This is a genomic window from Yinghuangia sp. YIM S10712, assembly GCF_051388935.1.
Classification (GTDB): Bacteria; Actinomycetota; Actinomycetes; order Streptomycetales; family Streptomycetaceae; genus Yinghuangia.
In genome coordinates this window covers 230,443-252,466 of sequence record NZ_JBPKBI010000004.1, presented here as the reverse complement: position 1 = coordinate 252,466, position 22,024 = coordinate 230,443, and the positions used below count along the sequence as shown (strand labels likewise).

The 22,024-nt window shown below is 69.0% G+C and carries 26 protein-coding genes; 13 read left to right on the top strand and 13 right to left on the bottom strand.

Features of this window, described 5'->3' with window-relative positions; translation table 11 throughout:
• Positions 1-108: 108 nt before the first annotated feature.
• From ACRX5W_RS13095 to ACRX5W_RS13075, 5 genes are all read right to left on the bottom strand, one after another.
• A complete protein-coding gene (locus tag ACRX5W_RS13095; RefSeq protein WP_436788242.1) occupies positions 109-621 on the bottom strand; it encodes a GtrA family protein in 513 nt (170 codons plus the stop codon).
• A gap of 343 nt (positions 622-964) precedes the next feature.
• Positions 965-1,774 carry an amino acid ABC transporter permease gene (locus tag ACRX5W_RS13090; protein ID WP_436788241.1) on the bottom strand — a complete coding sequence of 270 codons (810 nt, stop codon included), beginning with the start codon at positions 1,772-1,774 and terminating at the stop codon, positions 965-967.
• Positions 1,771-2,415 (bottom strand): amino acid ABC transporter permease, encoded by a 645-nt coding sequence (locus ACRX5W_RS13085; protein WP_436788240.1) that lies wholly within the window; start codon positions 2,413-2,415, stop codon positions 1,771-1,773. Before ACRX5W_RS13085 ends, ACRX5W_RS13090 begins: the two co-directional genes overlap by 4 nt.
• Before the next feature lie 60 nt (positions 2,416-2,475).
• Complete coding sequence (locus tag ACRX5W_RS13080; RefSeq protein WP_436788337.1) at positions 2,476-3,357, bottom strand: glutamate ABC transporter substrate-binding protein; 882 nt, start codon at positions 3,355-3,357, stop codon at positions 2,476-2,478.
• 63 nt (positions 3,358-3,420) lie between these two features.
• Entirely contained in the window at positions 3,421-4,149 is a 729-nt protein-coding gene (locus ACRX5W_RS13075; protein ID WP_436788336.1) for an amino acid ABC transporter ATP-binding protein, read from the bottom strand.
• Positions 4,150-4,589: 440 nt separating this feature from the next.
• On the opposite strand from ACRX5W_RS13075, the gene ACRX5W_RS13070 reads away from it, so the two are divergent.
• Positions 4,590-5,330 (top strand): SDR family NAD(P)-dependent oxidoreductase, encoded by a 741-nt coding sequence (locus tag ACRX5W_RS13070; RefSeq protein WP_436788239.1) that lies wholly within the window; start codon positions 4,590-4,592, stop codon positions 5,328-5,330.
• 121 nt (positions 5,331-5,451) lie between these two features.
• Positions 5,452-6,858 (top strand): dihydrolipoyl dehydrogenase, encoded by a 1,407-nt coding sequence (gene lpdA, locus ACRX5W_RS13065; RefSeq protein ID WP_436788238.1) that lies wholly within the window; start codon positions 5,452-5,454, stop codon positions 6,856-6,858.
• A 40-nt stretch (positions 6,859-6,898) separates the two neighbouring features.
• Here the strand turns inward: lpdA and ACRX5W_RS13060 are convergent, their stop codons facing one another.
• Both ACRX5W_RS13060 and ACRX5W_RS13055 read right to left on the bottom strand, forming a co-directional pair.
• Positions 6,899-8,218 (bottom strand): tyrosine-type recombinase/integrase, encoded by a 1,320-nt coding sequence (locus ACRX5W_RS13060; protein WP_436788237.1) that lies wholly within the window; start codon positions 8,216-8,218, stop codon positions 6,899-6,901.
• The gene (locus ACRX5W_RS13055) at positions 8,211-8,831 is read right to left on the bottom strand and encodes a hypothetical protein (protein WP_436788236.1); all 621 of its coding nucleotides are present in this window, start codon (positions 8,829-8,831) and stop codon (positions 8,211-8,213) included. Before ACRX5W_RS13055 ends, ACRX5W_RS13060 begins: the two co-directional genes overlap by 8 nt.
• Positions 8,832-8,920: 89 nt before the next feature.
• Between ACRX5W_RS13055 and ACRX5W_RS13050 the strand changes: the two genes are divergently transcribed.
• The 11 genes from ACRX5W_RS13050 to ACRX5W_RS13000 all read left to right on the top strand — a co-directional run bounded on the left by ACRX5W_RS13050 (position 8,921) and on the right by ACRX5W_RS13000 (position 15,117).
• Positions 8,921-9,124 carry a helix-turn-helix domain-containing protein gene (locus ACRX5W_RS13050; RefSeq protein WP_436788235.1) on the top strand — a complete coding sequence of 68 codons (204 nt, stop codon included), beginning with the start codon at positions 8,921-8,923 and terminating at the stop codon, positions 9,122-9,124.
• A 148-nt stretch (positions 9,125-9,272) separates the two neighbouring features.
• Positions 9,273-9,623 carry a hypothetical protein gene (locus ACRX5W_RS13045; protein WP_436788234.1) on the top strand — a complete coding sequence of 117 codons (351 nt, stop codon included), beginning with the start codon at positions 9,273-9,275 and terminating at the stop codon, positions 9,621-9,623.
• Positions 9,620-9,892 carry a hypothetical protein gene (locus ACRX5W_RS13040; RefSeq protein ID WP_436788233.1) on the top strand — a complete coding sequence of 91 codons (273 nt, stop codon included), beginning with the start codon at positions 9,620-9,622 and terminating at the stop codon, positions 9,890-9,892. The genes ACRX5W_RS13045 and ACRX5W_RS13040 overlap by 4 nt, the downstream gene beginning before the upstream one ends.
• Positions 9,889-10,380: a hypothetical protein gene (locus ACRX5W_RS13035; RefSeq protein WP_436788232.1), complete on the top strand. Its 492-nt coding sequence runs from the start codon at positions 9,889-9,891 to the stop codon at positions 10,378-10,380. Before ACRX5W_RS13040 ends, ACRX5W_RS13035 begins: the two co-directional genes overlap by 4 nt.
• Positions 10,377-11,690, top strand: a complete 1,314-nt coding sequence (locus ACRX5W_RS13030) for a DUF3987 domain-containing protein (RefSeq protein WP_436788231.1) — start codon at positions 10,377-10,379, stop codon at positions 11,688-11,690. Before ACRX5W_RS13035 ends, ACRX5W_RS13030 begins: the two co-directional genes overlap by 4 nt.
• A 190-nt stretch (positions 11,691-11,880) precedes the next feature.
• Positions 11,881-12,063: a hypothetical protein gene (locus ACRX5W_RS13025; protein WP_436788230.1), complete on the top strand. Its 183-nt coding sequence runs from the start codon at positions 11,881-11,883 to the stop codon at positions 12,061-12,063.
• A gap of 10 nt (positions 12,064-12,073) precedes the next feature.
• On the top strand, positions 12,074-12,622 hold the full coding sequence (locus ACRX5W_RS13020; protein ID WP_436788229.1) for a hypothetical protein: 549 nt from the start codon (positions 12,074-12,076) through the stop codon (positions 12,620-12,622).
• A complete protein-coding gene (locus tag ACRX5W_RS13015; RefSeq protein WP_436788228.1) occupies positions 12,619-13,071 on the top strand; it encodes a hypothetical protein in 453 nt (150 codons plus the stop codon). Before ACRX5W_RS13020 ends, ACRX5W_RS13015 begins: the two co-directional genes overlap by 4 nt.
• Entirely contained in the window at positions 13,068-13,979 is a 912-nt protein-coding gene (locus tag ACRX5W_RS13010) for a hypothetical protein (protein ID WP_436788227.1), read from the top strand. The genes ACRX5W_RS13015 and ACRX5W_RS13010 overlap by 4 nt, the downstream gene beginning before the upstream one ends.
• A gap of 17 nt (positions 13,980-13,996) precedes the next feature.
• Positions 13,997-14,203, top strand: a complete 207-nt coding sequence (locus ACRX5W_RS13005) for a hypothetical protein (protein ID WP_436788226.1) — start codon at positions 13,997-13,999, stop codon at positions 14,201-14,203.
• A gap of 290 nt (positions 14,204-14,493) precedes the next feature.
• Positions 14,494-15,117 carry a bifunctional DNA primase/polymerase gene (locus ACRX5W_RS13000; protein WP_436788225.1) on the top strand — a complete coding sequence of 208 codons (624 nt, stop codon included), beginning with the start codon at positions 14,494-14,496 and terminating at the stop codon, positions 15,115-15,117.
• A gap of 192 nt (positions 15,118-15,309) precedes the next feature.
• Here the strand turns inward: ACRX5W_RS13000 and ACRX5W_RS12995 are convergent, their stop codons facing one another.
• The 6 genes from ACRX5W_RS12995 to ACRX5W_RS12970 all read right to left on the bottom strand — a co-directional run bounded on the left by ACRX5W_RS12995 (position 15,310) and on the right by ACRX5W_RS12970 (position 21,874).
• Complete coding sequence (locus tag ACRX5W_RS12995; RefSeq protein WP_436788224.1) at positions 15,310-15,426, bottom strand: DUF397 domain-containing protein; 117 nt, start codon at positions 15,424-15,426, stop codon at positions 15,310-15,312.
• Positions 15,402-16,397 (bottom strand): DUF5753 domain-containing protein, encoded by a 996-nt coding sequence (locus tag ACRX5W_RS12990; protein WP_436788223.1) that lies wholly within the window; start codon positions 16,395-16,397, stop codon positions 15,402-15,404. Before ACRX5W_RS12990 ends, ACRX5W_RS12995 begins: the two co-directional genes overlap by 25 nt.
• A gap of 260 nt (positions 16,398-16,657) precedes the next feature.
• On the bottom strand, positions 16,658-18,559 hold the full coding sequence (locus ACRX5W_RS12985) for a hypothetical protein (RefSeq protein ID WP_436788222.1): 1,902 nt from the start codon (positions 18,557-18,559) through the stop codon (positions 16,658-16,660).
• Positions 18,556-19,824 carry a hypothetical protein gene (locus ACRX5W_RS12980; protein ID WP_436788221.1) on the bottom strand — a complete coding sequence of 423 codons (1,269 nt, stop codon included), beginning with the start codon at positions 19,822-19,824 and terminating at the stop codon, positions 18,556-18,558. Before ACRX5W_RS12980 ends, ACRX5W_RS12985 begins: the two co-directional genes overlap by 4 nt.
• A gap of 98 nt (positions 19,825-19,922) precedes the next feature.
• Entirely contained in the window at positions 19,923-20,534 is a 612-nt protein-coding gene (locus tag ACRX5W_RS12975; RefSeq protein ID WP_436788220.1) for a hypothetical protein, read from the bottom strand.
• A gap of 350 nt (positions 20,535-20,884) precedes the next feature.
• Positions 20,885-21,874, bottom strand: a complete 990-nt coding sequence (locus tag ACRX5W_RS12970) for a peptidylprolyl isomerase (protein ID WP_436788219.1) — start codon at positions 21,872-21,874, stop codon at positions 20,885-20,887.
• Between the last annotated feature and the right edge of the window lie 150 nt (positions 21,875-22,024).

Sequence of the window (22,024 nt, the reverse complement as noted above, 5' to 3'; positions counted from 1 at the left end):
CCGCGAGTGGGAGAGGGCGGGAGAGGGCGGGAGAGCGAGGGGTGGGGCGAGCGGGTTGACGCGGGGGAGAGAGAAGCAGCGGTGCAGGAGTGCGTGCGGCCTGTCGCGTCAGGCCGCGACGGCGACCGCGGTGCGGTCCAGTGCCGGGGCGGCCGTCGGCTGCTCGGCCGGCCGCACGGTCGGAGTCTTGGTGCGCGTCGCGAACACGTACACCCGCAGCACCGCGAACCGGCCGATGCCGGCGAGGGCCGACGCGGTCAGGTACACCGCCTGCTCGGTGACCACGCTCGGTTCCGCGACGATCGTGTGCAGAGCCGTCATCGCCGCGGTCGTGAATATGTAGCCGACCACGACAGTGCCGCTCGACTTCATGTGCATCCGCCAGCCGCGCTCGCCGCTGCGGAAGGTCAGACGGCTGTGCAGCTCGTTGGCGACGACCGTCGACAAGACGCTGACGATCGCGTTCGCCAGCGCCAGCGACATGTGGCTCGACAGGAGCAGCAGCACACCGCTCGCCGCGAGCCCCGTACCGCCCCCGAAGACCACGAAGCGCACGAACGAGGCCACCGGCCCGTTGCCGTTCCTCGCTGCTGCCATCGCGGTTCCCGTGCTGCTGCTCACTAGCGGCTCCTTCGCCCCCGCGGACCCGATCTCCCGTGGCCCTCGACTGCCTCAAATCTAGAAACCCCAGGTCGCGGAGCCCATACGGGTCGCTTCCGTCTTGGGGTGGGGCTGTCCCCACCCCTTCGTCGGGGAAGAGCCCCACCCGGGTTCCGCACTTCCTTCGTTCGCTGTGTCGACTCTAGAAGCCATATAGGAAGCCTTCGTTCCTCAATGGCCGCTGCCCGCGACCGGCCTTCCGTCAATGAAGACCCGCCGGCGGTGCCGGACTCATCGCTGACGACAACACGAAAACCCCGGCCGAGACTCCCGGCCGGGGTGTGACGTGCGTCCGCTTGCGGTGTCAGCCCGTACGGCTGCTGCGCCGCCCGCGCTGCTCGACCCATTTCGCGAGTCCGGACAACGCCATGCACATGCCGATGTAGACGGGGGCGATGACCATCACCACCGGGATGAACGGCAGGCTGTAGTCAAGGTTCGTGGCGATCTGCCGGCCCGCGTACAAGAACTCCTCATAGGAGATCAGGAAGCCCAGCGAGGTGTCCTTCAGCGCCACAACCAACTGGGAGATGACCGCCGGCAGCATCGCGCGCACGCCCTGCGGGATCAGCACGTATGTCATCACCTGCGTCTTGCGCATGCCCAGCGCGTACGCCGCCTCGCCTTGCCCGCGCGGCACAGAGTGCACGCCGGCCCGGAACACCTCCGCGAGCACCGACCCGTTGTACAGCGTCAGCCCGGCGACGAGCGCCCATCGCGGCTCCACCTTGAGCGCGATGAAGATGAAGAAGATCATCACCAGTACCGGCATCGCCCGGAAGAACTCCACGACCAGGGTCGAGAGCCAGCGGACCACCCGGTGGTCCGACAGCCGCCCCGCCGCGAACACCGCACCGAAGGCCAGCGACAACACCGCGGCCCACGCGAACGCGCGCAACGTGTTGCCGAGACCGCGCAGCAGCAGTTCCTGAATGCCCTTGTAGGTGAAGGCGTTCCACTTCTCCGCGGTGAACTGCCCGGTGTCGAAGAGCTTGTAGACCAGCCACGCGACGACCCCGGCCAGCACCAGCAGCGCCAAGGCGCCGTAAAGCCGGTGCCGGGCCAGCGCCTTCGGACCCGGCTCGTCGTACAGCGCCACAGCCTGCGCGGTCACCGGGCCACCTCCCAGCGCCGCTCGATGAGCCGGAACGCCGCGCTGATCGACAGCGTGACGACCAGGTAGCCCGCGGCGATCCAGACGAAAGTCCACACGATGCTGTAGCCCATCTCGTTGAGCGTGCGGTACGTGCCCAGCAGCTCCACGACGCTGAACGAGCCGGCGATCGCCGAGTTCTTGGCCAGCGCGATCAATGTGCTGCCGATCGGTGGGACCACCGAGCGGAACGCCTGTGGCATCACGATCAGTTGCAGCGTCTGACCGAACGTCATGCCGAGACTGCGCGCCGCCTCGCCCTGCCCGGCCGGCACCGTGTTGACGCCCGAGCGGACCGCCTCGCAGATGAACGCCGACGTGTAGCACCCCAGCGCCAGCGCCGCGAACGCGAAGAACGGCAGCACGATCCCGAAGCGCGGCAGGCCCAGCACCACGGCGAAGAACAGCAGTGTCAGCGGCGTGTTGCGCAAGATGGTCACCCACAGCGCGCCGAACACCCGCAAGGGTGCGACGGGGGAGACCCGGCACGCGGCCACCAGCACACCCGCCACCAGCGCGAGCGCCGCCGCGACCGCGGTGAGCTCGATGGTGCCGATGAAGCCTTCCCAGTAGATGTCCCAGTTGTCGAACAGGACGTTCATTGTCGGCGGACCCCTGACATTCCCTCACCCCGCATTCGCCTGCGTCCCCTCCGCGTGGTCCTAATACCGGTCGATCGCGGGCGGTTCGGGTGCCGGAACGCCCGACAGCCCGAGGGTCGCGTCGTACGCCCGCCTCCAGTCGCCGTTCGCCTGGTGCCGCGCGATCGCGTCGTCGACGGCGAGCCGGAACGCCCGGTCGTCGCGCGGCACTCCGATGCCATAGGGCTCCTGAGAGAAGGGCCGGCCGGCGATCTTCAACTGGTCCGGCACCTTGGCGGCGTAGCCCATGAGGATCGTGTCGTCGGTGCTGACCGCGTCCACCTGATAGCTGATCAGGTTGTCGACGCACACCGAATAGCTGTCGTAGCCGATCAACTTCACCCTCGGGAAATCGCGCTGCAACCGCTGGTATGGCGTCGAGCCGGCCACCGAGCAGACTTTCCGGCCCGCGAGGTCGTCGGGGCCGGCGATGTCCGTCTCGTCCGCGCGCACCAGCAGGGACTGCCCGGCCATGTAGTACGGCCCGGCGAAGCCCACGGACTTCTTGCGGTTGTCGTTGATGGTGTACGTGCCCGCGTACAAGTCGACCTGGCCGTTCTGCAGAGCCGTCTCGCGGTTCGCCGAGGCGATCGTCTTGAACTCGATCCGGTCCGGGGCGAATCCGAGGTCCGCCGCGATCATTTTGGCGATCTCGATGTCGAACCCGGAGTACCTGCCGTTCGCGGGATCCTGCTGTGCAACGTACGGCTGGTCGGCCTTGGTCCCGACGATCAGCCTCCCGCGGTCGCGCGCGGCTCGCCACGTCGGCGAGTCGGCGACGTCGGCCGCCGAGTCGACTTGGTACGCCGGCAACTCGCGTTGGTCCGGCCCTTTCGGCGGCGGCGTCCCGTCGCGCCCGCACGCCGCCGCCGACACCAGCGCCGCCAACACCGTCAGCGCCATCGCCAGACGCACCGCCCCGCGAATCGCATGGGGACGCCCCAAGCTGTGCATTCGAGCCCGCCCTCAGTGGTGCAGGATCTTGGACAGGAAGTCGCGGGCGCGCGCACTCCGCGGCGCGTCGAAGAACTCGGCGGGCGGCCGGACCTCCACGATCTGCCCGTCGGCCATGAACACCACGCGGTTCGCGGCGGACCGGGCGAACCCCATCTCGTGGGTGACGACGATCATCGTCATGCCGTCGGCTGCGAGCGCCCGCATGACCTCCAGGACCTCGTTGATCATCTCGGGGTCGAGCGCCGACGTCGGCTCGTCGAACAGCATTACCTTCGGTTCCATCGCCAGCGAGCGCGCGATCGCCACCCGCTGCTGCTGACCGCCCGACAGTTGGCCGGGGAACTTGCCGGCCTGGTCGGCGAGTCCGACCCGGTCGAGCAGTTCGCGGGCGCGCTTCTCCGCCTCCGCCCGACCCCGTCCGCGCACCCTGATCGGTGCGAGCGTGACGTTGTCGAGGACCGTCTTGTGCGCGAAGAGGTTGAACGACTGGAACACCATGCCGACTTCGGCGCGCAGCCGGGCCAACGCCCGGCCCTCGGCCGGCAGCGGCTCGCCGTCGACGGTGATCGTGCCCGACTCGATGGTCTCCAGGCGGTTGATCGTGCGGCACAGCGTCGACTTGCCGGACCCGGACGGGCCGATGAGCACCACGACTTCGTTGCGGTCCACGGCCAGGTCGATGTCGCGCAGCACATGCAGCGACCCGTAGTACTTGTTGACGCCCTTGAGAACGACCAGCGGCTCCCCCGGCGGAGCCGAAGGGCTCGGGGACTTCGGGGCGGTTCGCGCTTCGGTCACGCCCGCAACCCTGCCCTTCCGTCCGTCCGGGGGACGGCCGGGGCTTGGACGGGCACCCGAACGACTGACACCCGTGACCCGTTCGGCGGGGCGCACGCTCCGCCGAACGAGTGGCCGACGTCATCAGGCCCGACGAAGACGAAGCAACCGCCGGCCGCAGTCCGGATCACGCAGCCTTCATTGCGCCATGCGTCCCGGCGCACCCTCCCGGTCCGGCAGACTGTCCCTCGTGCCGCGAGCGACCGCAGTGACCGAAGCGACTCCAGCGCCCGCCATGACCGAAGTGACCGAGCGTACGAAGTGATTCGAGTGCCTCAAGCGACCCAAGCGACCCAAGCGACCGAAACCCCCCGACAGACCGAGCGACCGGAGTGAACGCGGTGACCGGAACCGTCCTCGTGCTCGGCGGACGCAGCGAGATCGGCACAGCCGTCGCCGTACGCCTCGCCCGCCGCGGTGCCCGCCGCGTGATCCTCGCCGCCCGTCGCAGCAGCGACCTCGACACCCAGGAAGCCGAGCTGCGCGCCGCCGGAGCCGACGTGGTCCGCGAGGAGTTCGACGCCGACGACGTCGCCGCGCACCGCCCTTTCCTCGACCGCGTCGCCGCAGAACACGGCCCGCTCGACGTCGTCGTCACCGCGTTCGGCATTCTCGGCGACCAGCAGCGCGCGGAGACCGACGCCGACCACGCCCTCGCCGTCGTACACACCGACTACGTCGCGCACGTCAGCATCCTCACGCACCTCGCCACCCTGCTCCGCAAGCAGGGACACGGCCGACTGGTCGTCTTCTCGTCCGTCGCCGGCGTCCGCGTCCGCCGCGCCAATTACGTGTACGGCTCCGCCAAGGCCGGCCTCGACGGTTTCGCCAGTGGCCTCGCCGACGCCCTCGCCGGCAGCGGCGTCCATCTGCTCCTGGTCCGGCCCGGATTCGTGATCGGCCGGATGACCGAGGGCATGAAGCCCGCGCCGCTGTCCAGCACCCCCGACCAGGTCGCGGACGCGACCGTGAAAGCCCTCCTGCGCGGAAAAGGCGAGGTGTGGGTGCCCGGCACGCTGCGCCCCGTCTTCGCGGGAATGCGGTTCATGCCCCGTCCGTTGTGGCGACGGCTGCCGCGCTGAGACCCGCTCGGGGCACACATCGCGCCCCGAGCCCCACAGCCGGGCGGCGACCCGGCCCCGCATGCACGGTGACCGAACCGTGGTGCTGGGATAGAGGAACCGAGCGAGAGGGGAATCCGGCATGGCCGACGGACATTTCGACGTGGTGGTCCTGGGCGCGGGACCGGGCGGCTACGTCGCCGCGATCCGGGCGTCGCAGTTGGGACTGCGCACCGCGATCGTGGAGGAGAAGTACTGGGGCGGTGTCTGCCTCAACGTCGGCTGCATCCCGTCGAAGGCCCTGCTGCGCAGCGCCGAGCTCGCGCATCTGGTGACACACGAGGCCAAGAGCTTCGGCATCGACATCGAGGGCCCGGTCAGCCTCAACTACGGTGAGGCGCACGCCCGCAGCCGCCGCGTCGCGGACGGCCGCGTCAAGGGCGTCCACTACCTGATGAAGAAGAACAACATCACGCAGTACGCGGGCGTCGGCACCTTCCTCGACGCGAACACCCTCCAGGTCGCCGGCTCCGACGGCACGGCCTCCCGAGTCACCTTCGACAACTGCATCGTCGCGGTCGGCGCCACCACGCGGCTGCTGCCCGGGACACAGCTCAGCGAGCGGGTCCGCACGTACGAGGAGCAGATCCTCACCGACAAGCTGCCCGGCAGCATCGTCATCGTCGGCGCGGGCGCGATCGGCGTCGAATTCGCGTACGTCATGAACAGCTTCGGTGTCTCGGTCACCGTCGTGGAGTTCCTGGACCGCGTCGTTCCCCTCGAAGACGAAGAGGTCTCCGCCGAACTCGCCCGCCGCTACCGCAAGCTCGGCATCGACGTCCTCACCTCGACCCGCGTCGAGTCCATCGCCGAGGACGCCCAGGGCGTCACCGTCACGGTCACCGGCAAGGACGGCGCCCGCCAGGAACTGCGCGCCGACCAGGTCCTCCAGGCCATCGGCTTCCAGCCGCGCGTCTCCGGTTACGGCCTGGAGAACACGGGAGTCCGGCTCACCGAGCGCGGTGCGATCGATATCGACGACTACTGCCGCACCAGCGTCCCGCACATCTACGCCATCGGCGACGTCACCGCCAAGCTGATGCTCGCGCACACCGCGGAGTCCATGGGCGTCGTCGCCGCGGAGACGATCGCCGGCGCGGAGACGATGCCGGTCGAGTACATCATGGTGCCGCGCGCGACCTACTGTCAGCCGCAGATCGCCAGCTTCGGCCTTACCGAGGCACAGGCGCGCGAACAGGGCTACGACGTCAAGGTCGCCAAGTTCCCGTTCACCGCGAACGGCAAGGCGCACGGCCTCGGCGAGCCGGTCGGCTTCGTCAAGATGCTGAGCGACGCCAAATACGGCGAACTCCTCGGCGCTCACATCATCGGCCCCGAGGCCACCGAACTGCTGCCCGAACTCACGCTCGCACAGCAGTGGGACCTCACCGTCCACGAGATCGCCCGCAACGTGCACGCCCACCCGACCCTGGGCGAGGCGGTCAAGGAAGCGGTCCACGGCCTCGCCGGCCACATGATCAACATGTGACGCATTCGGCTCTGACCTGCAACAACGTCGGTTCAGTAGGTCACGAGGGCACAGTGAGGGCACTAGCGGAATGATCTTGGTCGTCGGCCGTGTAGCTGAACGCACGGTCGACGGCCTTCCGCGTGCGGTTCTGACTCGTCGGCATCATGTGCGCGTACGTACGCAGCGTGAACGCCGGGTCGGAGTGCCCGAGGTAGTCGGCCAGAGCGCGGATGCTCTCGCCGGCGTCGAGGAGCACGCTCGCGTACGTGTGCCGCAGCGCGTGCATGCCGTACTTCCGGTTGTCCGACGACCGGCCGACGCCGGCGCGCTCCCGTTCCTCCGGAGTGCGCGAGCGACGCGGCTTCGGGATGACACCCGCCACGACGAGCGCGGACATCCACACGTGGTTGAACGTGCTCCGGATCAACGCCGAGCCGTCCGGATTGGTCGTGATCAGACGCGCTGTCACCGGCTTCCCGTCCGGCACCCGCCACGGCAACGTCACTTCGACCGCGGGCAGTTTCTGCAACTGCGAGCTGATCCGGTTCGCCACCTCATCCGGGAGCGGAACGTCCCGCTCCTTGCCACCCTTCGGGGGCGCGAACACCAGACTGCCCTTCACGATTTTGATCTGTCGGCGTACGTGCACCGTGTGCCGCAGAAAGTCGACGTCGTCGATGCCGAGGGCGAAAGCCTCGCCCTGCCGCAGGCCGCACCCGAACGCGGCGACACTCAGAATCCGGTACCGCTCCGGCAAGGCATCCGTGACCGCGTGCACGCGGGCAAGCGGCCACGGTTCCGCCTTCGCGGATGTCGCCTTGGGTGGCTTGACCGATTGCGACTTGCACGGGTTCTTCTGAACGTCTCCGTCTTCAACCGCCACGTTGAAGATCGCGGAAAGCGTGCTGAGGACATCGCCGATCGTCGACGGCCCCAGGCCCTTGGCCTCAAGTTGCTTGATGAACGTCTGCACCGTGGACGGCCTCACAGCGCGCATCTCGCGGGTGCCGAGTTCGGGAACGATGTGTGCCTCGACGTGCCCAGTCCAAATCGCGATGGTGCTGGGGTCGTCCGTCAGGCCGGCCAGATACTCGCGTGCCCGGGACGCGACGGTGACCTTGCCCGCGTTCGGGTCGCGGTACGTACCCTCGGCAAGCTGCGTCTTGACCTTGGCCGCAGCGACCTCGGCCGCCGCCTGCGTCTCGTAGTTCTCCTTGCGCTGCGCCCCGTCCGCGTCCCGATACCGGACTTGCCAGCGCTTCCCCTTGCCGTGGTCAGCCGTCGCGACCAGCTTCCTCGTACGACTGCTGTGCTGCCCACACGGCGGGTCATCATCCCCCGGCCGCGACTTGTGCCACCGGTCGTAGACGTCAGCCACTGCTGTTCTCCTCGGACTGCTGCGAACGCTTCCGCTCCATGTGCTGGTGCAGGTTGTGCATCGTCGCCGCGGAGTCGACGACCGTCTTGATGGACGCGGCCGGAACGCCTGCGGCAAGTGCCACCCGCACCGCTTCAGCGACCGGCGCCAGTACGTCCGCCCAACGCTCGTCGTCCTCTACCGTCGCTCGGTCGTGTTCGACGTGAGGTTGGTTCTCATCGACGAACCGCTCCCAGCGATCCAGGTCGAAAACGCGCTCCGGACGCCACGGCATTTCCTGGAACGGCTGCTCCCCGCCCGCCCACTCCCAAGCCTCGCGAGCAGTGGCGCCAACCGACGGGGTCAACTGAATCGCTCTGCTGTCCGCCTTGGCCGGAAGCAACAGTCGGTTCGGGCTGACCTCCAATGCAAGCGCGAGCGCCACCAGATCATCGACATCCACGCGCCGCGTGCCCCGCTCGGCGTTCATGATGCCCGAGGGCAGAATCTTCCGCCCCAACTGCTCAAGCCGTCCCGAGAGTTCGCGTAGCGGCATCCTGCCGCGCACGTGCTCAACATTCGCGGCCACGCGCTGCCCGGTCGGTCCGAGTTTCTGCCCCTGCGGTGTTTGCATGTCACGAACAGAACCACAGACTTGACGAACGCGCAACAGTAGGCGCAAGCTGTTCGCACCTTCCAACATCTTGTACGGAGGTTGCGAACATGACGCGCGCCAAAACGGGGGTCAAGCGGGAGCCCCTGGTCTCCGCCCAGGAGGTCGCCGACTTCCTCGACATCCCGCTTCAGACGATCTACACGTGGCGCCACCGCGGCAAAGGCCCGAAGTTCACGATGGTCGGCCGCCACCTCAAGACCAAGTGGTCGATCGTCGACGCGTGGCTCGAAGCCCAGGACGACGCTGCCTGAAATGCCGAACGGCCCCCGCCAGGACCCCGGTGCTGCGAACACCGATCCGGCTCCCGGCAGAGGCCGCGAAGCGAACCAACTCAAGAGATGCGAAAGCCCCGGACTGATTGAGAGCCAGACCCCGGGACTTCGCGTGAAAGGAACGCTGATGCCCAGCATCGCACAGACCCCGCCGCCCGTCACGGACGGCCCCCAGCTCGTCGCCATACCGGCGGAGAGCCTGCCCAACACCGGCCGGTACGAGACCACCGCCGCCGAGTACGTCACCTTCGCCGGCATCCAGGTCTTCAGCACCGACACCGCGAACATGCCGCGCAACAACGACGGCCTCTCGGCTGACGCGTTCCTCCTCGACGAACACGACATCCCCGCGGCCCTCATCTACCGCGACGACCTCGACCCGGCCGACGTCGAAAGCGTCGTCTTCGCGCTCGTCACCAAGTGGGCGCGCGGCGCCGACGTCATCGCCGTCCGCAAGGTCGAGGAGGACGCGCGATGACCACGACCACGCTCCCCACCCTGATCCGCGAGCGTCTGCCGCTCGGCGTCGTCGTCGTCGCCCTCACCGGGCCCGACGGCCGCGGGTGGCTCGTCGTCGACGACCACCAGGACGTCAAGCTCCGGTACGCCGAACTCGGCCGCGGCGCCTACGCCCTCCACGTCGAACACGACGGCCAGCACTACATCGTCGGGAACAGCACCGAAAACCCCGACACCGTGTCATTCGCGGTTACCCGCGTCCTCGACAGCATCGAGGCCACCCGGTGACCGACAGCACCAACTCGGCAGCCCGGGGCGCATGGCCGCCCCGGGCCTCCGGGCCGGCCACACCATCCGCCGACATCCGCGCGGTCATCGCCGAGGAGATCGTGCTTCTCGGCAACCTCGACGTTCCGCCGCTCCACGAACTCGACGTGCGCACCGCCCCGAGGGCCGTCGTCCGCACCGCGCTCCTGCGGTACGTCGCGGCCCGGTACGAGGACGACGTCGAGCTTGCCGAGCGCCTGCGGGTCGAGGTCGAGAACGGCCACGTCGCCCACCTTGCCCGCGTGCACGAAGCGCACGACCAGAGCAACGCCGTCGTCCGCGACCAGCGGAAGGACTGGGCCAAGCTGCCCAACTTCGCCGAGTTGCAGGACCGGCGCCGGACGTACCCGCCGACCCGAACCCCGATCCAGACCCCGAACTGGCCGCCCGTGCTCATCCCCGGGAGCGGTGGCCGGCGGTTGGGTGAGATGAACGAAGGTGCCGCGTGAGCGACCAGATCGACGGCTTCCTGCCCGGCAACCCCATGTACGACGGGGTACAGCCGGACGGGAAGCCGCGCCCCGACCGAGAGGGACCAACACCGTCCCCGCTGGTCTTTCACGGCTTCCCCGGGACCGTCGTGCGGCGTATCGAGAGCACCACGGAAGCCGACCCCGTGGCGATCCTCGTGACGCTCATGGCCGCCGGCGGTGTCATGGTCGGCCGCGGCCCGCACGTGCGGATCGGAGACGACCGGCACCCGGCCCTGATCTGGCCGTTGATCTACGGCAACACCAGCACCGGACGCAAAGGTTCCTCCCGCAGCACCGCCATGCGGATTGTGCGGGCTGCTGACGAGATTTTCGCCGTGCGGAACGTCGTCAGCGGACTGTCGTCCGGTGAAGGGCTCTTGGAGGAGCTGCGCGACCAGGACGACGACGAGGAAGGCGGCTCCGGTGGGCGGGACCGCCCCGACCCCGACGACAAGCGGCGCCTGGTCGTCGAGTCGGAGTACGCCGTCACGATGGCCCGCGGCAAGCGGGAGGGCAACACCCTGCCCGGCATGCTCCGGCAGGCGTGGGACGGCGACCACCTGTCCGTCATGAACCGCAGCAAGCTCAAGGCATCCGACCCGCACGTCGGGATCGTCGCGCACATCACGCAGCGGGAGTTCCGCGCGAAGGTGCAGGACTCCGAGATGGCCGGCGGGACCTACAACCGGTTCCTGCCGTTCTACTCGCACCGCAACCTGATGCTGCCTCACCCCGTCGGCGCCGAGGAACAGATTGTCACCGCTTACGGGATCAAGCTCCGCGAACACGTCGCCGCGGCCCGGTCGGTCGGCCTGGTCCGCTTCAGCACGGCCGCAAGCAAGGTGTACACCGACGAGCTTTACGAGGCGCTGACGGACGACTCGTCGGCCGGCCCGGTCGCGGAGTTCACCGCGCGTGCCGCCGCCTACTGCCAGCGCATCGCGATGCTGTACGCGCTCCTCGACCACCGGGCGCAGATCGAGGAGGACGACCTACGCGCCGCGTACGACCTCGTCGGCTACTCCCAAGACTCCGCGCGCCACCTGCTTCTCGGGTCCGGAACCGGAGACGTCAACCTCGACAAGCTCATCCGGGCCGTCCGCGACGCAGGCCCCGACGGCCTCACGCAGACGCAAGTGACCCGCATGTTCGGGAACCGCCTCAAGGCCGCTGACAAGAACGTCCTCGTCTCCAAGCTGCTGGAGATGGACGGGTACGCGATGTTGCCGCGCCCGACCGGCGGAGCGTCCGCCAAGGTCCTCGTCTACTCAGACCCTGCGAATTAAGCGAAGTTGATGAAACATGCCCTCTGACCTGCGCGAACACCCGCTTCGGGCCTGCGAAAAGAGTGCGAAAGAAGGTCCGCGCGCCGATCCTCGTTTCGCTTTTTTCGCGCCGCGAAACAAGGCGAACCCGCAGGTCAGACCCCTTATTTCATCAACTTCGCTTAATTCGCACATCCCCGAGGGAGCACCGATGGACGCTGACACCCGCATCGCCCGCATGGTGGACGACGCACGCCGACGCCGCGAAAGGCAGGCGCAGGTGCGCGCCGAATTCGCCGCAGCACGCGCCGCAGGACTCCGCCGACGACACGCACGGAAACTCGCCCGACTCCTCGCCGAAGACCCCGACGACCACGGCCCCACGGCCGCGTGAGGACACCACCATGACCACCACCACAACCGACCCGTGGAACATCCCACAAGGCCACACCATCGACATCCCCCGCGCCGAAGCGATCACAGGATGGCGCGCTGAATGGGTCTTCCCCGCCCGCGGCGGAGCGCTCCTCTACAACTTCCGCGACGGACACCTAAGCGCCCGACCCGCCGAATGCCTCGAAGAGCACGACCACCCCGTACCCGACCCCGAATGCCACTGCGGCTACCGCGTCGTACGCGACCTGCACCACCTCGCCGCGTACTGGAAGGCATACCGCCGCACCGACAACACCCGCGGCAAGACATTCCCCGTCTACGCGATCGCGCGAGTCCGCGGATTCGGCCGCATCGCTCGTCCGCGCACCGATCCCCAGTACATCCGAGACGACCCGCCCGGGACCGTACGCGTCTCCCGCATGTCGATCGCCCGGACCATCTACGCACCCCGCGACCGGGCGCACTACTTCGCCGACGGACTCGAAAGCTTCTACAGCCTCGTCGACGTGCGCATCTACGACCACCTCGACGACCTCATCGAAGGAGAAACCCCGTGATCCCCACCCCCTTGGACGTCGCCCAGCAGCACGCGCGGGCAACCGACTTCGACGACCCCGAAGACTTCGACCCGCTCGACGACCTCGACGACCAGGCCGACGGCGAACCGCCCGCGCGCACATGGCTCGCCATCGCAAGCACCTGCGCCCACGGCATCACCGTCAACGTGATCGACAACCCGGCGCCCGGCGCCGACCAGAACAGCAACCCCGCCGAGTTCGTCGCCGCCGGCCCCGACTGGCGACCCCTCGTCACCCGCGCCGCACTCAACCTCCACCACAACACCGGGCAGCCCATCTGCGCCGACTGCACCGGCGGATACGCCCGCCACGGCTACCGCGGCGACCTGCGCGACGACGTCAGCTCCTGCGCCGTCGTCGTCGCCCGATACGCCGAACTCGCCGACATCCTCGGCATCCCCACCAACATCGAAGGAGACCAGCAGTGACCACCAACCGCGAACTCGCAGCAGCACGCGCCACCCTCACCGGATACGGCCGCATCCCTGAGGCGATCGGCGAACTCCGCGCATACCTCGTCAACCTCGGCCGCGACAAAGAACCCATCAAGCGCGACGGCGTCGACCGCATCGTGAACGCCGTACTCAACGGACAGCCCATCCCCGACGACTACATCGAGCAGGAAGACGAAGCCGAACGCCGTACGGTCCGCGGCAAGCGCATCGTGCACACCGTCAACAGCGCGATCAGCCGACTTCAGCACAAAGAAAAGACGTTCCTCGCCGACAACGCCGACCCCGTCCTCGAACACCTCGCCGGCCGCCTCGCCGACACCCTCGACCAAGCCCGACACGTCGACGAACAACTCGGCGACATCCGCACCATGCAACAGGCCATGGCCAGCAACAACGACGACCACACCCGCGCATACCGCGAACTGTGCCGACTCACCGACGTCTACGGACTCATCCGCGACGCCCAATACCAGACCATCGCCGAAGTCGTACGCGACCAACCTGTCGGCGCCCGGCACTACTTCGAAGGCGCCGTCGCCGAGATCGCCAACCCGTGGGACATCGAGACCATCACCTTCGACCTCTACGGCACGATGCGCCTCGCGTACCCGTGGCCCGACGACGGCGACCCCCGCAAACGCCTCTACGGCGCCGACTACCTGCGCTGGGCAGCAACCACCACCACCGCCCGCATCTGGCTCCCCACCATGCCCGAACTCCAGGAAGCCCGGGAGTGCGCCCGCGACATGCACCAGGCACTGAAGAAGGTCAGCGACATCTACGGCGGACGCATCGGGCAAGCCACCAAAGCCGGCGTCAGCCTCGACGAGGCCATCGCCACCGCACGCGCCACCGTCCTCGAACGACACGACGCAGCATGAACAGGAGAACACCGACCATGACCACCGGAGCAACCATCCGCACCGTCGCCGAGAAGGCAACCAAGCTCAACGGCCACACCGTCACCATCGTCACCCCGGCCCTGTCGATCACCGGCACGATGCGGTGCCTCAACCCCACCCGCGTCAGCATCACCGACAACACCGGAACGAAGTGGACCATCCCCATCGAACACATCCACGCCATCGGCGAACCCCAGCACTGACCACCACCACGCCGCCCCGGGCCACCACGGACGGGGCGGCTCCCGCCTGTTCAGCGACCCCCCACCCCCCTGGCACTGGACTCCTGAGGGCCCAGCGCGAGACCGAAGGAGTGCTGCGGCTCGCTGTGTGTACGGGTCTGGGACTTTGAGCACTGGGGCCTTCTGGGGCCGTTCTGGGGCCTGTTTCGGGGTGTTCCTGGGGTGTTCCGGTGCCCCGAACCGTGTCGGGCCGTACAGCGAATCGGCCTGTTGTGACGGCTTGACCTGCGGAAACGCGCTAGAATGGGTTCATGGAGAAGCGGTTGTGCGCGCACTGCTCAGGCGAGTTGCCGCGGAAGGCCCGTCGGGACGCTCAGTTCTGTTCCGGCGCGTGCCGGATGGCGGTGTGCCGGGCGCGTGCGGCGGCTCGTCGCGACGCCGGCCCGGAGCTTCCGCAGGAGTTGACCGCGCGCCGCAGGTGGGTGCGCAGGAACGCGGCGAAGGTGCCTTTGACGCCGGCCGGGCGCGCTGCGTCGTCGACGGACCGGGCGACGTGGTCGACGTTCGCGGCGGTGTCGACGTCGACGGCAGGCGAGGGGGTCGGCTTCGTCTTGGCGGACGGCGACGGCATCGTGTGCGTGGACCTCGATCACTGCGTCGACGGCCGCGGAATGTTGGCGCCGTGGGCCGCGAAGGTTCTCCGGACTCTGCCGGCGTCGTTCACCGAGGTGTCGCCGAGCGGCACCGGGTTGCATGTGTGGCTTCGGTCGCCGTCTCGGCCTGGTCGTCGGGTGCGTCGTGCGGGCGGGTACGCGGTCGAGGTGTACGCCCGGGGGCGGTACATCGCGATGACGGGCCGCAGGCATCCGGGAACGCCGTTGTCTCTGGCCGAGGTTGACGGGGCGGTTCTCGACGAGCTGTGTGCGGCCGGGTGACGTGTCGGTCCGCGGTGGCATCATGGTTGAGCAAGACCCGCCCTGTTGGTGTGCCGCCGGGGGCGGGTCTTTCGTTTGAGGGCACGGGCGGGACAGGCGTCTGTGCGGTAGGGCATGCTGGTGTGACTCAGGCTGAGTGCGCGAAAGCCCGACCCTGGTTCCCCCAGGGTCGGGCTTTCGCCTTGCTGCGCTCTACGGGTGCTGTATGCCGTTGAGGAGCGTTCCCCACGCCTCACGGCCGACGGCGATGACCGGTGAGTCCGCCGTCTTGCTGTCGCGGATGCCTACGGCGTCGCCTCCGGCTGCCACCTCCACGCATCCGGTGTCTCCGCTGTAGCTGGACTTGCGCCACCCGTCGAGGGTGCCGTGTCGGGATTCCACAGGTTGGCCAACCTCCCGCTGATGTGTTCCAGTGAGTCCGCTGGCGACAGGGCAGCCGCCTGCAAGCTCTCGTACGCGATGGAGTATCCCGCTACGACTTCGACCGCGTCAGTACACATCGCGTCGCCCACCGCTTCGAGGTAGACAACGCGCCGCGCGGGCGACGGGAGTTCGTAGAGGACGAACGGTTGCGGGATCGGCGTCTCCGCGTCGAGGGGCAGCACCTGAATCCGCAACTCCGGCCGGCGGGACGCCTCTTCGAGGAGGTGGGCGACTTGGTCGCGTAGGACGTCGGGACGGCCGAGCGTGCGGTGAAGCGCGGACTCGTCGACGATGAACCACACCGGGTGGTCGGGCGCCGGGCGGAACCTGCGTTTGCGTTCCATGCGCAACTCGGCGCGTTGGTGGACGGCTTCGTCACTGAGCGCGGGACCGGTCGCGCGGATCGCTGCGCACGCATACTCGTACGTCTGGAGCGGCCCGGGGATCATCGTGGTCTGGTACGAGCGGACGCCGACGGACTGTGATTCCAGCGTGGCCAGTCGGTCGAGGTGGTCGGGCAGGTCGTCGACGATGGCGCGCCACCACCCGGTGTGCTGCGTCGCCCGCACGGCTTGGACGGCTTCTGCCTGCGCCTGGTTGCCGTACGGCGGGGTGAACCCCAGGGCGGACAGGGGCTGCCCGAACAGCGGCTCTAGGACGGCTTGGTAGTCGGGGGACGGCCACGGCGGGGTGGCGCTTTCCCACCTGCGGACCTGCCTTACGGACACGTCGAGCCGTATCCCGAGGTCTCGGGCTTTGGCTTCGAACGCGTCGACGAGTGCGGCTTGCGAGTACCAGCCGCGGGCGTGCCGGGCGGCGACGAACGCCGCGTTCCCCGGTAAGGGCCTGTTGCTCATGGGTGCCTCCGGTCGTGGGGGAGGGTGTGGGTGTGACGGTAGTTGTCCGGTTCGGTGCGCATGGTCGTTTCGGGACAACCGCTCTCGTACGCCACCGCTGCGGGTGACGGGCCGCAGGCGGCTGACAGGGGTGTGAGCGGGTGCCTGTAAGGGCCGCAAGGGGCGCAAGATCGCAGGTCACGGCCCTGCGCCCCTCTTGTGTGGGGCGCAAGATCCTTACGGGTTCGGCGTAAGTTCTTGCGCCCCTCTGGCACCGGTTCCTACAGGGCGTCGAGGGCCGATTCGACGTGTTCGCGCTCGTATCCTCGCTTCGCCGCGCCGTCGATCCACAGCGTTGCGGGTGCGACGCCGAACGGCCGGAGCAGGTCGGCGAGATGCTCGGCATCGTCGGCCTGGTCGAGCTTGTCGACGAGTTCGGCGGACATGATCCGGCGCCGTTCCCCGAAGACGTCGAGGACGGACCGCAGGAGTACAGCGCGCGGGTCGTCGTCGAGGGTGGGCAGCGTGCCTGCCTGCTTCCGCAGCTCGTACGCGCGCCGTGCGACGTCGTCGGCGTGGTCGTCGGGCGTGTAGAACCCGCGCACGCGTTTCGGGGTCGACGACTCCGACAGGAACAGGCCCGCGCCGCGGTGCTCCTCGGCGAAGTCCATGGCGTTGAACCCGCGTGCCGCGTACCCGCGTCCGAGGATGGTGTCGGACATCTCCGGGGTCGCGCACCGGCCCGCCCACCGGTATTTGATCAGGTCCCGCAAGAAGCTCGGGATGACCTTGTCTTCCGGCTTCTGCGTCAGCAGCACGGGCACGATCCCGGCCGCGCGTCCCTCGGCTGCGATCTTCCGCAGGAGTTCCTTGATTGCCTTGCCGTGGTCGGGGTCGAGGCACAGGCCGGCCAGCTCGTCGACCCACAGGAACAGCAGAGGCTCACCCATGGACGGGTCGAGCTTCTTTGCTCCCTTGCTGAGGATGACGTCGTACCGGCGCCCCATCTCGTCGACGGCGTCCTGCAGCAGACCGGCCACGCTGCCCGCGTCGTCCGGCGTCGACAGCCGCGAACAGATCGGGTGCCACGCCATCGTGTCGACACCGCGCTTGACCGGCGTCAGCCACAGCTCGGCGTGCGGGTCGAGGCCCACCGCCATCAGCAACGCGAGAGCGCTCATGGACTTTCCGGCGCCGGGTTGCCCGCCGTAGAGGAACGAGCCCTCGAACGCCGACACCGTCACCGCCTGGTCGCGGATGTCCCGGAACAACTCGACGCGTTCCCACAGGTCGACCGGGCCGGCCCCGGGACGGGCAAGCGGATTCGCGGGTGAGTCGCCCGCGAACGGGTGCTCGTCGTACACCCGCAGGCGCACCCGCCCGCCGTGGCCCATGACCGGTGCGGCGTCGACTTGCGCGGGGTCGGTGCCGAACGCGGACGCCAGTTCGGCGCACCGCCGGACGGCTTTCTCCGCCGGCACACCGCCCGGCAACTCGACCATGGCCACCCACGCCCCGCCGTCGCGCGCCACCGGCCCGATGACGCGGACTTCACCGAGTTTCGCCGCGGCGAACGCCTCGCGTACGGCTTTGCTGCCCATCCGGCCGGTGATCAGCGCGGGCCCGCCGTCCTTGGGTCGCCTGCGCCACCACTCGGCAGCCGCCGCGGTGCCGAAGACGGCGGTGCCGACCAGGTACGGGGTGGGTGTCCACAGGAACGCACCGATCGTTGTGGACAACGCTGCGGGTCCGCCGGTCCACGCGAGGGTGAGACGTCGCCTGCGCCGGATCTTCTCGACCATCTCCGGCTTCGTCGCGATGTGCGCGCCGTAGTCGTCGGCACGGACCCACCGCCACAGGTGACCGGTCGCTCGCGCGGTACCCAACGTGCCGTAGAGGAGGGTGCGGCCGGTGGTCCGGGCGACCACCCGCACGACCACCCGGGGTGCCACCGTCCGGCCGCGTACGAGCTGGTGTACGCGCCGCGCGGCGCGCCCCGAGGTGGTCCCCTCGCCGGTAACCACGGTGGTCGTCGAGGTGGTCGGCACGGCAACCGCACGCGTCGGTTTCGGGCCGTCCAACTTCGCCAGCTTGATCAGCTCGTCGACGTCGAGGCCCGGCCGCTTCACCGCCGGGAACGCGTCCGGCTCTTCCCACAAGCCGCGCGTGATGATCTCGGTCATCGGGCACCCCCGACGACCTCACGGCGCAGTGCAGCGGCACGCCGGCGGGACAGCCCGAGTTCGGTCTGCAGCGTCTGAATGGTCACCGGGTTCCGGGACGTCCTCAGCGCGTCCATCTGCAGCTTCCGCGCGGCCTTCCGCAGCTCGGCGTCGGAGGGTTCCGGCCGGCCCACAGACGCCCTCGGCTCGATCCACTCACCAGCTTGTCGCAGATCTGCGACAACCGTCATCCCTGTGACCTGCGCGTTTACCTTTACCTGCGCAGGGGTCGGGACTACTCCGTACCCTTCCGGCGCCTGGTCGTCGAGGGTCCACGCTGCCGTGTCCCCTTCGTCGCCCGCGTGGTCGTCGAGGCGGCCGTCCTGCACCGGTTCGGCTACCACCGGGGCGACCATCTTCCCGGGATCGCAGGAGGTTCCCGCCTGGTCGTCTGCGTGGTCGTCGAGGTGGTCGTGTGACCGGTCATCCGACGGCCGCGACATGACCACCGGGGCTACCACCTCGGCTACCACTCCGCTGGTCGTCTGCTGGTCGTCGAGGTGGTCGTGTCGGTGGTCATCTGACGGCATGGTCGACTGCCACTCGGCTACCACCGGGGTTACCGCCCGGGTTCCATAGGGTGCGGCGATTTCCTGGGGTTGCGTGTGGTCAGCCAACGGCCCGGGCCAGTAGTCGCCCCACGGTGCGCGCCACGGCTCATCCCACGACGACACCGCGTCTGCGCAATTCAGGTGAATAGCGTCCGGCAGGACCATTTCCGGGGCGCCGCGAAGATGGTCACCCGCCGCTGCCGCGGCCCCGAGGTGTTTCATTTGAAACGCCGGAGCGTCGTCGACGACGACCCCGAGGGAAGGGTGTCCACCGTGGTGGACGGCCCCGGGGCGGAAGCCTTGTACATTGTCAAAGGCTTCCGGGCCCTCAAGGTGCCGGATGCGCGCCGCGATCACCCGCCGGTACCCGGTCGCCGCTTCCGCCAGCAGCACCAGCAGCACGGGTGCCACGCTGTGAAGCACCACCCCGGCCGGGTCGACGTCACGCGGCACGCCGAACTCTCCGTCGGGCCAGACCGACGACCACACGTTCATCGCCCACGTCGTCACGCCGGCGAACCACCTGAGCGCCGTAGCCCACCCGGACGGCGCCGCGCCCAGCTCGACGAGACGAGCGTCCGCCAACAGCACCGCCAACAAGGCGACGCACACCATCGGGTCGAGGACCCACGCCGTCCACTCGCTCACCCCATGGTCGAGGGCGAACCGCGTCACGGACACCGCACTGAACAGCATCGCGACGATCGCGACGACGACCAGGGCGACCGTGATCCGGTGGGACAGGATGCGCAACTCGTGCGCTTCGTCGAGGTTCACAGCGCCCCCCGGACGGCCGCGTCGACGAACGCACGCACGGTGCCCCGCAACAGCCCGAACTGGTACGCCAGACCGTCGAGCGACATCTCACCGACGTTGGTGGCGTTCACCTCGGCAGCCGTCTGCCGCGCCCATTCGACGATCCGCGGCGGCACACCGGACCCGCCGGAGTAGGCGACGAGCGCTTGCAGGACACCGGACAGCCGGGCCTGCGCGCGGACCATGTCCATGCGGGTGGCCGTGACGACGTCGACGGCCGCCGCTTCGTCGAGGACGCGCCGCGCGACGACGACCGCTGCGGGGAACGCGTCCGGCCGGAACCGGGCGGGCAGCGGGTCGACGACGTACAGCGGCTGGTCGGGGTCGAGGTCCACGTCGACGACCGCGGCCGGCGCCTGGTGGTCGAGGTCTACCTCGACGGCGTCGAGGAGCGCGCCCAACTCGTCGCGCAGGCTCACGAGGATGTACAGCAGTTCACCCGTGGACGCGGTGCCGAAGTCGGCAGCCACGGCGTAGGCGTGCGTGCGGCGCGCGGACTCCAGACGGGTCGCGAGGGTTTCGGTCCGGCCGTCGTCGGGGCCAGCGGGAGATGGAAGGATTGCAGGCACGATCGTGCCTCCCTTGATGCAGAAGGGATGTTCGGTCCAGGCCCCGGCCCGCGCTGGAATCGCGGTGTCGGGGCCGCTTGCTGTCTGCGCGTACGCAGAGTCAGCGGCGGACCTCTCGCAAGGGAGGGCACAACGAGGGCACAAGCCAGCAAGAAACGCTGGCAAGCGATGAAAGACAGTGAAGGGCGTTTCTGCACGTCAGAGCCCCTTTCGGCTCATCGGTGCAGGTCAGGAAAGCGTCAGGTCAAACGATCAACATGTAGCAGCCCTGCGAGTCGCCGCAGAGTGGCCGTGGGCCGTACCGAACTCCGGTACGGCCCACGGCCACTCGCATGTCCGAAGTCTTCCGGCTACTTCCGGGCGACCGTCACGTCGTCGAGGGTGACCAGGGACTTGGGGATGCCGTCGCCGGAACCGTCCCAGACGCCGTTGTCGCCGATCGCGCGCAGGATGTCCATGCCCGCGGTCACCGTGCCGAACGGCGTGTAGTCGGGCGGCAGGGGGCTGTCCTCGTAGACGAGGAAGAACTGACTGCCGTTGGTGTCCGGCCCGGAGTTGGCCATCGCGACCGTGCCCGCCTTGTACGTCGCCCCGGCGAGGTTCTCGTCGTCGAACCGGTATCCGGGCCCACCGGTTCCGCGGCCCGTCGGGTCGCCGCACTGCAGGACGAAGATGCCCTCGGTCGTGAGGCGGTGGCACGGCGTGTGGTCGAAGTAGTCCCGACCGGCCAGGAAAGCGAAGGAGTTGACGGTGTTGGGCGCCTTCGCGGCGTCGAGGCGCACGGTGATGGTCCCGCAGCTCGTCTTCAGCGTCATGTCGTATGACGCGTTCTTGTCGATCGTCATCGGCGGCACGGACGGGAACGTCATGGACTTCGGCGGCCCCGAAGCCGGGGTGCACTTTCCGCTCCCCGCCGCGGAGGACGACGCCGATGCGGACGCCGACGCAGACGCGCCCGCGGTGCCGCCGGTCTCGCCGCCCTGCGCGGCCGGTTGCGACGGCGAGGCGGATGCGGGCGCCGGGCTTGTAGACGAGTTGCCGACCGACTGGGCCGTGTTGCCGCTGTCCCCGTCGTCGTCCGAGGTAGCGAACCAGATCCCCCCGCCGATGACCGCGAGGGCCACGACCGAGGCCACTGCGCCGACGACGAGCTTGCGGTTGCCTCCTCCCGGCGGACCGGAGCGGTGCGACCGGCCGGACGGCGGCATGGGCGGACCCGGGGCGTACGCCGGACGCGGCGGCGGCCCACCCGCCGGCGGCGGGAAGCCCTGCTGCGGGGGCTGCCCGTGCGGCGGCTCCCATTCCGGTTGTTGCCCGGCCCACCGCTGCTGGTCGTTCACGCGCTCTCCCCAGTCCGACGACTGCCCCGACGACTGCCGGTCCGATACGGCACCCGTCGCGGGCACCGGCGATCGATTCCGGGGTGAGCCTACGGGTTCACCGGGCGCCGGAGTTCGCCGCACACAGGCGCCGGGGGAAACAGGTGGGGG

Excerpts from the sequence above, each read along its gene's own strand:
- ACRX5W_RS13020 (WP_436788229.1), top strand. The coding sequence starts at position 12,074 with ATGACCACCACCACAACCGACCCGTGGAACATCCCACAAGGCCACACC.
- ACRX5W_RS13025 (WP_436788230.1), top strand. The coding sequence starts at position 11,881 with ATGGACGCTGACACCCGCATCGCCCGCATGGTGGACGACGCACGCCGA.
- ACRX5W_RS12990 (WP_436788223.1), bottom strand. The coding sequence starts at position 16,397 with ATGAGCAACAGGCCCTTACCGGGGAACGCGGCGTTCGTCGCCGCCCGG.
- ACRX5W_RS13045 (WP_436788234.1), top strand. The coding sequence starts at position 9,273 with ATGCCCAGCATCGCACAGACCCCGCCGCCCGTCACGGACGGCCCCCAG.
- ACRX5W_RS13085 (WP_436788240.1), bottom strand. The coding sequence starts at position 2,415 with ATGAACGTCCTGTTCGACAACTGGGACATCTACTGGGAAGGCTTCATC.
- ACRX5W_RS13005 (WP_436788226.1), top strand. The coding sequence starts at position 13,997 with ATGACCACCGGAGCAACCATCCGCACCGTCGCCGAGAAGGCAACCAAG.
- ACRX5W_RS13055 (WP_436788236.1), bottom strand. The coding sequence starts at position 8,831 with ATGCAAACACCGCAGGGGCAGAAACTCGGACCGACCGGGCAGCGCGTG.
- lpdA (WP_436788238.1), top strand. The coding sequence starts at position 5,452 with ATGGCCGACGGACATTTCGACGTGGTGGTCCTGGGCGCGGGACCGGGC.
- ACRX5W_RS13050 (WP_436788235.1), top strand. The coding sequence starts at position 8,921 with ATGACGCGCGCCAAAACGGGGGTCAAGCGGGAGCCCCTGGTCTCCGCC.
- ACRX5W_RS12985 (WP_436788222.1), bottom strand. The coding sequence starts at position 18,559 with ATGACCGAGATCATCACGCGCGGCTTGTGGGAAGAGCCGGACGCGTTC.
- ACRX5W_RS13080 (WP_436788337.1), bottom strand. The coding sequence starts at position 3,357 with ATGGCGCTGACGGTGTTGGCGGCGCTGGTGTCGGCGGCGGCGTGCGGG.
- ACRX5W_RS13000 (WP_436788225.1), top strand. The coding sequence starts at position 14,494 with ATGGAGAAGCGGTTGTGCGCGCACTGCTCAGGCGAGTTGCCGCGGAAG.
- ACRX5W_RS13040 (WP_436788233.1), top strand. The coding sequence starts at position 9,620 with ATGACCACGACCACGCTCCCCACCCTGATCCGCGAGCGTCTGCCGCTC.